The organism is Pseudomonas citronellolis (genome assembly GCF_029335315.1).
GTDB lineage: Bacteria > Pseudomonadota > Gammaproteobacteria > Pseudomonadales > Pseudomonadaceae > Pseudomonas > Pseudomonas citronellolis_A.
This window is the reverse complement of the sequence record NZ_JARJLT010000164.1, coordinates 1-8,547: the sequence shown is the minus strand read 5'-3', so window position 1 is coordinate 8,547 and position 8,547 is coordinate 1. Positions and strand designations below refer to the sequence as shown.

Below are 8,547 nucleotides of genomic sequence, written 5' to 3'. Positions count from 1 at the left end.
ACTGGTTGAACAGCTCGCTCTGCTGCCAGCCGGACTTGTTGCGCTTCTTCAGCAGCGGGTGCTCGCGCAGGGCGTCGAGGGTTTCGCGGCTGGCGCGCAGCTTGATTTCGGTTTCTTTCTGCATGACGGAGTCCGGGTCGGGAGCGCGGCGCGCTCCGGGAAGGAAAAGGGTAGACGGGCCCGCGGGGCCTGGCGCGGGGGCGTGCGTCGAAGCCCTCTAGTGTACAGGACGGCACCCCGGCGGGGCGGGTCCATCGCGCGGCGGCGGTTCAACTGGGCGCCATCCTGGTCCATGATGGGGGCCAACGCCTTCGGAGACGCCCATGCCCCTGCCGAGCCTGAAAGACCGCTTCGCCCAGCTGCTCGCCCTGCCTTCGGTGAGCTGTACCCAGGCGTCCCTGGACCAGTCCAACCGCCCGGTGGTGGAGCTGCTGGCCAGCTGGCTGGGCGACCTCGGCTTCGCCTGCGAGCTGCAGGAAGTGCAGCCGGGCAAGTTCAACCTGCTCGCCAGCCTCGGTACGGGCCCCGGCGGCCTGGTGCTGGCCGGGCACACCGACACCGTGCCCTACGACGACCGCCTGTGGAAAAGCGACCCGTTGCGCCTCGACGAGCGCGACGGGCGCTGGTTCGGCCTGGGCAGCTGCGACATGAAGGGCTTCTTCGCCATCGCCATCGAGGCCTTGCTGCCGCTGCTGGACAAGCCGCTGCGCCAGCCGCTGCTGATCCTCGCCACCTGCGACGAGGAAAGCTCCATGGCCGGCGCCCGCGCCCTGGCCGCCGCCGGCCGGCCGCTGGCGCGCGCCGCGGTGATCGGCGAGCCCACCGGGCTGCGGCCGATCCGCCTGCACAAGGGGGTGATGATGGAGCGCATCGATATCCTCGGGCAGAGCGGCCACTCCTCCGACCCCAGCCTCGGCCACAGCGCCCTGGAGGCCATGCACGCGGCCATCGGCGAGCTGCTGGCGCTGCGCGCGCAATGGCAGAAGGAATACAACAACCCGCAGTTCGGGGTGCCTCAACCGACCCTGAATCTGGGCTGCATCCACGGTGGCGACAACCCCAACCGCATCTGCGGCCAGTGCGCCCTGGAATTCGACCTGCGGCCGCTGCCGGGGATGGACCCGGAAGCCCTGCGCAAGGCCATCGGCGCGCGCCTGGCGCCGCTCGCCGAGCGTTTCGCGGTGCGCCTGGACTACCAGCCGCTGTTCCCCGCGGTGCCGCCCTTCGAGCAGGCCGCCGACAGCGAGCTGGTGCGCGTGGCCGAGCGGCTCAGCGGACATTCGGCGGAAGCGGTAGCCTTCGGCACCGAAGCGCCGTATCTTCAGCAGCTCGGCTGCGAGACCCTGGTGCTCGGCCCCGGCGACATCGCCTGCGCCCACCAGCCGGACGAACACCTCGAGCTCGCGCGCATTCCGCCGACCGTGGAACTGCTGCGTGGCCTGATCCAGCATTACTGCCTGTAACCGTCATGAAGAGGAGATACCTGTCGATGTGCATGCGACGACGATAACCGCCGTTCCCGCCGCCGTTGCCGGCCATTCGCACTCGACAACCCTTCATCGCCCGCTCACAGGCCTCCTGGACAATGCACGACTACGTCAACTGGTTACGTCACGCTTCCCCCTACATCAACGCCCACCGCGACTGCACCTTCGTGGTCATGCTGCCCGGCGAGGGCGTCGAAGCCCCGAATTTCGGCAACATCGTCCATGACCTGGTGCTGCTGCACAGCCTCGGCGTGCGCCTGGTGCTGGTGCACGGCTCGCGCCCGCAGATCGAGGCGCGCCTGGCCGGGCGCGGCCTGGCCCCGCGCTTCCATCGCGGCCTGCGGGTGACCGACGCGCCGACCCTGGAGTGCGTGATCGACGCCGTGGGCAGCCTGCGCATCGCCATCGAGGCGCGCCTGTCGATGGACATGGCCGCCTCGCCGATGCAGGGCTCGCGCCTGCGCGTGGCCTCCGGCAACCTGGTCACCGCGCGGCCGATCGGCGTGGTCGAGGGCATCGACTACCACCACACCGGCGAAGTCCGGCGTATCGACTGCAAGGGCATCAACCGCCTGCTCGACGAGCGCTCCATCGTGCTGCTGTCGCCGCTGGGCTATTCGCCCACCGGGGAAATCTTCAACCTCGCCTGCGAGGACGTGGCGATGCGCGCGGCCATCGAGCTGGGCGCCGACAAGCTGATCCTGTTCGGCGACGAGCGCGGCCTGCTCGACGAGAACGGCAACCTGGTCCGCGAACTGCGCCCGCAACAGGTGCCGGCGCACCTGCAGCGGCTGGGCACCAGCTACCAGGCCGAGCTGCTCGACGCCGCCGCCCAGGCTTGCCGCGCCGGGGTGCGGCGCAGCCATATCGTCAGCTTCACCGAGGACGGCGCGCTGCTCAGCGAGCTGTTCACCCGTTCGGGCAACGGCACCCTGGTGGCCCAGGAACAGTTCGAGCAACTGCGCGAGGCCGGCATCGAGGACGTCGGCGGCCTGCTGGAGCTGATCCGTCCGCTGGAAGAGCAGGGCATCCTGGTGCGCCGCTCGCGCGAGGTGCTGGAGCGCGAGATCGAGCAGTTCAGTATCGTCGAGCGCGAGGGCCTGATCATCGCCTGCGCGGCGCTGTACCCGATCGCCGACTCCGATTCGGCGGAGCTGGCGTGCCTGGCGGTGAACCCGGAGTACCGCCACGGCGGGCGCGGCGACGAGCTGCTGGAGCGCATCGAAAAGCGCGCCCGCGCCCTCGGCGTGAAGACCCTCTACGTGCTCACCACCCGTACCGCCCACTGGTTCCGCGAACGCGGCTTCCAGCCCAGCAGCGTCGAACGCCTGCCGGCGGCGCGCGCCTCGCTGTACAACTACCAGCGCAATTCCCAGGTGTTCGAGAAGAGCCTCTGAGCCAAACGGCGGATAACGCCGTAGGCGTTATGCGCCCTACTCCAGCCCGTAGGGCGGATAACCGTTCGCGGTTATCCGCCGTCGGCCGGGTGCCGGGGCTCATTGGCGGATAACGCTTCGCGTTATTCGCCCTACGTTCCGCTCCTCTACCTGCGGGCAATGAAAAAGAGGCCCGAAGGCCTCTTTTTTTGTCGGCGGTGCGCGGGATCAGACGCTGATGATCCCGAGGATGCTCGCCTGGTAGGCCGCGACGAAGGTGTCGAAGTCGCCTTCGGGCTGGCTTTCCAGGGCTTGCTGTTCGGCCAGCGAGGTGCGGACCATGGCCTCGAAGGTCTCCTGCTCGGTGGCCGGCAGCGGCTGGCCGAGGCTTTCGGCGTGCTCGCGGCTCTTGCGCAGGGCGAAGGCGGCGAAGCTTTCGCCACGCTCGCGCATGTCCGCCAGCACCCGGGCCGACGGCGTGCGTTCCGGGTCGGCGACCTTCTCGCGCTGCTGCATCAGGCTCTGCGCGTGGAGGTCGTTGCCGGCGGCGCGGTCGAGCAGTTCGGCGATCGGCGCGATGCGTTCCAGCAGTTCGCTGGCCCAGACCTGCAGCGGCACGGTCTGCCCGCCACGCTGCAGGTGCAGCCCCGGACGGCGACCTTCCTTGACCACCTTGAGGAAGTTGCTGGTGGCCGCGCCGCACTCGCCATCGGCCAGCAGCGGGCTGTCCTGCAGGGCGCAGTAGAGCAGGAAGGCGTCGAGGAAGCGGCCTTCGGCGGCGTCGATGCCCAGCGCCAGGAACGGGTTGATGTCCAGGCAGCGCGCCTCGACGTACTGCACGCCGCGCGACTCCAGGGCCTGGATCGGGCGCTCGCCGGTGTAGGTGACGCGCTTGGGACGGATGCTCGAGTAGTACTCGTTCTCGATCTGCAGCACGTTGGTGTTCAGCTGCACCCACTCGCCGTTCTGCTTGGTGCCGACCTTCTCGTACGGCGGGTAGGGCGTGCCCACCGCGCGGCGCAGGCTTTCGACATAGCTGTCGAGGTCGTTGTAGCAGGGCGTCAGGCCGGCCTGGGCGTTGTTCTGGTAGCCCAGGTCGCTCATCCGCAGGCTGGTGGCGTAGGGCAGGTACAGGGTGCGCTCGTCGAACGCCTGCAGCTGGTGCGGGCGGCCGCGCAGGAAGCCGGCGTCCAGGGCCGGCGAGGCGCCGAACAGGTACATCAGCAGCCAGCTGTAGCGGCGGAAGTTGCGGATCAGCGCGATGTAGTGCGCCGACTGGAAGTCGCGCAGCGGGCCTTCGTCGCCTTCGTGGCGCTGCAGCAGCTGCCAGAGCCCCTCGGGGAGCGAGAAGTTGTAGTGGATGCCGGCGATGCACTGCATGGTCTTGCCGTAGCGCAGGGCCAGGCCTTTGCGGTAGACGTACTTCAGGCGGCCGATGTTGGAACTGCCGTACTGCGCGATCGGGATGGTTTCCTCGTCGGGCAGTTCGCAGGGCATCGACGGGCTCCACAGCAGCTCGCCGCCCAGGCGCTGGCTGGCGAAGCGGTGGATGTTCTCCAGCGAGGTCAGGGTCTGCTCGACGCTGGTGCTGGTGGGGGTGATGAACTCCAGCAGCGCCTCGGAATAGTCGGTGGTGATCTGCGGGTGGGTCAGGGTCGAGCCCAGCGCGCGCGGGTGCGGGGTCAGCGCCAGCTGGCCGTCGGCGTCGACCCGCAGGCATTCGCGCTCGATGCCGTGCAGACACTGGCCGAGCAGGGGCAGGTGGGCGGCGTCGCCGAGCAGCGCCAGGCGGCGGGAAAGTAGGTCGCTCAATTTGATGTCCTTCACACGGCAGTCGCCCCACTATGGGGGTGGACCGGGCGGTCTACAAGGGGGAGGGCGGCCGGCGTTGTCGCCTGGCGAGCTGCGACTGGCCGGAGCCCGCGCACTGCGCGGGCCACCGGTAGTCAGGATAGAGCAGGAAAGGCGATCGGGCTTACAGCTGGGCGAAGGTGCCTTGTCCCTTGGCGACCAGCTTGTCGCCCTGGAATATGTCGGCTTCCACCACCAGCGAGCGGCGCCCGGCGTGCAGGACCTTGGCCACGCAGCGCACCTCGCCTTCGGCGACCGCGCGGATGTAGTTGATCTTGCATTCCAGGGTGACGCTCTGGCGGTCGAAGCCATGGGCGCTGGAGCAGGCCAGGCCCATGGTCATGTCCATCAGGGTGAAGAGCGCGCCGCCGTGCATGACGTTGCCGCGGTTGCGCAGGTGCTCGGCCATCGGCAGGTGCACCTCGGCCTCGCCGTCGGCGACGCGCACCGGGCGCACGCCGAGGGTTTCGCTGAAGCGGCTGACCATCAGCTCGCGGGCGGGCATCTCGCTCATGGACCTTCCTTACTTCTTCTTCAGTTGCTTGGCGTTGGCGAAGAGCGAGGCCATGGCGTTGTTCGCCGGGGCCTGCTCCTGCTGGCGCGGGGCGCCGCCGCGATCGCCACGCTGGCCGCCGGCCGGACGACCGCCGCCGCGCGGGCCCTCGACCTTCTCGCCGGGAGTGTCGCTCATGCGCATGGACAGGCCGACGCGGTTGCGCGGGATGTCCACTTCCATGACCTTGACCTTGACGATGTCGCCGGCCTTGACCACTTCGTACGGGTCCTTGACGAACTTCTCCGACAGCGCCGAGATGTGCACCAGGCCGTCCTGGTGCACGCCGATGTCGACGAAGGCGCCGAAGTTGGTGACGTTGGTCACCACGCCTTCGAGGACCATGCCGGGTTTCAGGTCCTTGAGGCTCTCGACGCCGTCCTGGAACTCGGCGGTCTTGAATTCCGGGCGCGGGTCGCGGCCGGGCTTGTCGAGTTCCTTGAGGATGTCGGTGACGGTCGGCAGGCCGAACTGCTCGTCGGTGAACTTCTTCGGGTCCAGGCGCTTGAGGAAGCCCGAGTCGCCGATCAGCGAACGCACGTCGCGGCCGGTATCGGCGGCGATGCGCTGCACCAGCGGGTAGGTTTCCGGGTGCACCGCCGAGGCGTCCAGCGGGTTGTCTCCGTTCATCACGCGGAGGAAGCCGGCGGCCTGCTCGAAGGTCTTCTCGCCCAGGCGGCTGACTTTCTTCAGCTCGTCGCGGGTCTTGAACGCGCCATTGGCGTCGCGGTGCGCGACGATGTTCTGCGCCAGGGTGCTATTCAAGCCGGAGATGCGCGCCAGCAGGGCCGCAGAGGCGGTGTTGACGTCCACGCCGACGGCGTTCACGCAGTCTTCCACCACCGCGTCCAGGCTACGCGCCAGTTGCAGCTGGGACACGTCGTGCTGGTACTGGCCGACGCCGATCGACTTGGGCTCGATCTTCACCAGCTCGGCCAGCGGGTCCTGCAGGCGGCGGGCGATGGAGACGGCGCCGCGCAGCGACACGTCGAGGTCGGGGAATTCCTTGGCGGCCAGCTCGGAAGCCGAGTACACCGAGGCGCCGGCCTCGCTGACCATGATCTTGGTGCACTTGAGCGCCGGGTATTTCTTGATCAGCTCGGCGGCCAGCTTGTCGGTCTCGCGGCTGGCGGTGCCGTTGCCGATGGCGATCAGCTCGACCTGGTGCTTGGCGCACAGCGCGGCGAGCACGGCGATGGTCTGGTCCCACTGGTTCTTCGGCTGGTGCGGGTAGACGGTGGCGGTGTCCAGCAGCTTGCCGGTGGCGTCGACCACGGCGACCTTCACGCCGGTGCGCAGGCCCGGGTCCAGGCCCAGGGTGGCGCGCGGGCCGGCCGGGGCGGCCAGCAGCAGGTCGTGCAGGTTGCGGGCGAAGACGTTGATCGCCTCGGCGTCGGCGCCTTCGCGCAGCTCGCCGAGCAGGTCGTTTTCCAGGTGGGTGTAGAGCTTGACCTTCCAGGTCCAGCGCACCACTTCGGCCAGCCACTTGTCGGCGGCGCGGCCCTGGTTGGACACGCCGAAGCGCTCGCCGATCATGATTTCGCAGGGGTGCGCGGTGCCCGGCAGCTCCTCGCCGACCTTCAGCGCGGCGCTCAGCACGCCCTCGTTGCGCCCGCGGAAGATCGCCAGGGCGCGGTGCGACGGGGTGTTCTTCAGCGGCTCGTCGTGCTCGAAGTAGTCGCTGAACTTGGCGCCTTCGGTTTCCTTGCCGGGCACCAGGCGCGCGGTGAGGGTGGCGTTGTCCTTCATGAACACGCGCAGGCGGTCGAGCAGGGTGGCGTCCTCGGCGAAGCGCTCCATGAGGATGTACTTGGCGCCTTCGAGCACGGCCTTGGTGTCGGCGAAGCCTTTCTCGGCGTCGACGAAGCGCGCGGCTTCGGTCTCCGGGGTCAGGCTCGGGTCGGCGAACAGCGCGTCGGCCAGCTCGCCGAGGCCGGCTTCCAGGGCGATCTGGCCCTTGGTGCGGCGCTTCTGCTTGTACGGCAGGTAGAGGTCTTCGAGGCGGGTCTTGGTGTCGGCCAGGTTGATCTCGCGGGCCAGCTCGGGGGTCAGCTTGCCCTGCTCCTCGATGCTGGCGAGGATGGCGCCGCGGCGCTCGTCCAGCTCGCGCAGGTAGCGCAGGCGCTCTTCCAGCAGGCGCAGTTGGGTGTCGTCGAGGCTGCCGGTCACTTCTTTGCGGTAACGGGCGATGAAGGGGACAGTGCTGCCCTCGTCGAGCAGGGCCACGGCGGCGGCCACCTGCTGCGGTTGAACACGGCCGGAGGGCAGTGCGGAAAGCTCTTCGGCGATACGGGTGTTGATGCTGTCCATGAATCCACCTGGTGAAACCAACGAGAATACGGGGTGTGGCGCTAGCGCCGGCCGGTTCGCTCGGGCGTCCGGCAGGCGTGTATGACAACGCCCCGCCGCAAAAGCGCCGCATTATACCCAGGCAAAATTGACCGGGAGGGCGGTCGGTCGGGGAAAAATCTGCTAACAATGGACAATCCGTGACTCTCTCAGGCTGGGCGATAATTGCCGGCCAACCAGAACCTGGAGCTTCTATGTCGAACCCGTCCACCCTGCCCGAAGGTGAAAAGATCCTCATCGTCGACGACGACGCCCGCTTGCGCCGCCTGCTGGAGCGCTTCCTCGACGAACAGGGCTACCGCGTGCGCGCGGTGGAGAACACCGAGCAGATGGACCGCCTGCTGGCCCGCGAACTCTTCCAGCTGGTGGTGCTCGACCTGATGATGCCCGGCGAAGACGGCCTCTCCGCCTGCAAGCGCCTGCGCGAGGCGAACAACCAGATCCCGATCATCATGCTCACCGCCAAGGGCGACGAGTCCAGCCGCATCCAGGGTCTGGAACTGGGCGCCGACGACTACCTGGCCAAGCCGTTCAACCCGCGCGAGCTGCTGGCGCGGATCAAGGCCGTGCTGCGCCGCCAGGCGCCGCTGGTGCCGGGGGCCCCGGCCGGCGAGGACGAGGTGGTCAGCTTCGGCGACTACGAACTGTTCCTGGCCACCCGCGAGCTGAAGAAGAGCGACGGCGAGGTGCACATGCTCACCACCGGCGAGTTCGCCGTGCTCAAGGCCCTGGTCCAGCACGCCCGCGAGCCGCTGACCCGCGACAAGCTGATGAACCTGGCGCGCGGTCGCGAGTGGGACGCCCTGGAGCGCTCCATCGACGTGCAGATATCGCGCCTGCGCCGGCTGATCGAGCCCGACCCGTCCAAGCCGCGCTACATCCAGACGGTGTGGGGCGTGGGCTACGTCTTCGTGCCGGACGGCAACGCGCG

At 68.6% G+C, this 8,547-nt stretch carries 7 protein-coding genes; 3 read left to right on the top strand and 4 right to left on the bottom strand.

The genetic code is table 11. The annotated features are described in order from the left end of the window. On the bottom strand, positions 1-124 hold a 124-nt coding region (locus P3W75_RS13260; protein WP_276227812.1), incomplete at its 3' end, for a hypothetical protein. A 199-nt stretch (positions 125-323) separates the two neighbouring features. Here P3W75_RS13260 and argE point away from each other — a divergent pair. Then, a complete protein-coding gene (gene argE, locus P3W75_RS13255; RefSeq protein WP_276227810.1) occupies positions 324-1,463 on the top strand; it encodes an acetylornithine deacetylase in 1,140 nt (379 codons plus the stop codon). Positions 1,464-1,585: 122 nt separating this feature from the next. Further along, entirely contained in the window at positions 1,586-2,884 is a 1,299-nt protein-coding gene (gene argA / locus P3W75_RS13250) for an amino-acid N-acetyltransferase (protein WP_276227809.1), read from the top strand. A gap of 207 nt (positions 2,885-3,091) precedes the next feature. Here argA and gshA read toward each other — a convergent pair whose 3' ends face one another. The 3 genes from gshA to P3W75_RS13235 all read right to left on the bottom strand — a co-directional run bounded on the left by gshA (position 3,092) and on the right by P3W75_RS13235 (position 7,577). After that, positions 3,092-4,675 carry a glutamate--cysteine ligase gene (gene gshA / locus P3W75_RS13245; protein ID WP_276227808.1) on the bottom strand — a complete coding sequence of 528 codons (1,584 nt, stop codon included), beginning with the start codon at positions 4,673-4,675 and terminating at the stop codon, positions 3,092-3,094. 163 nt (positions 4,676-4,838) lie between these two features. Continuing rightward, entirely contained in the window at positions 4,839-5,201 is a 363-nt protein-coding gene (locus tag P3W75_RS13240) for a PaaI family thioesterase (protein ID WP_430765371.1), read from the bottom strand. 36 nt (positions 5,202-5,237) lie between these two features. Next, on the bottom strand, positions 5,238-7,577 hold the full coding sequence (locus tag P3W75_RS13235; protein ID WP_276227807.1) for a Tex family protein: 2,340 nt from the start codon (positions 7,575-7,577) through the stop codon (positions 5,238-5,240). A gap of 233 nt (positions 7,578-7,810) precedes the next feature. Here P3W75_RS13235 and ompR point away from each other — a divergent pair. Further along, a partial coding sequence (ompR, locus tag P3W75_RS13230; RefSeq protein ID WP_276227806.1) for an osmolarity response regulator transcription factor OmpR occupies positions 7,811-8,547 on the top strand: 737 nt, incomplete at its 3' end.

Coding starts and splice junctions, on each gene's coding strand:
- argE (WP_276227810.1), top strand. CDS start 324: ATGCCCCTGCCGAGCCTGAAAGACCGCTTCGCCCAGCTGCTCGCCCTG.
- argA (WP_276227809.1), top strand. CDS start 1,586: ATGCACGACTACGTCAACTGGTTACGTCACGCTTCCCCCTACATCAAC.
- P3W75_RS13240 (WP_430765371.1), bottom strand. CDS start 5,201: ATGGTCAGCCGCTTCAGCGAAACCCTCGGCGTGCGCCCGGTGCGCGTC.
- P3W75_RS13235 (WP_276227807.1), bottom strand. CDS start 7,577: ATGGACAGCATCAACACCCGTATCGCCGAAGAGCTTTCCGCACTGCCC.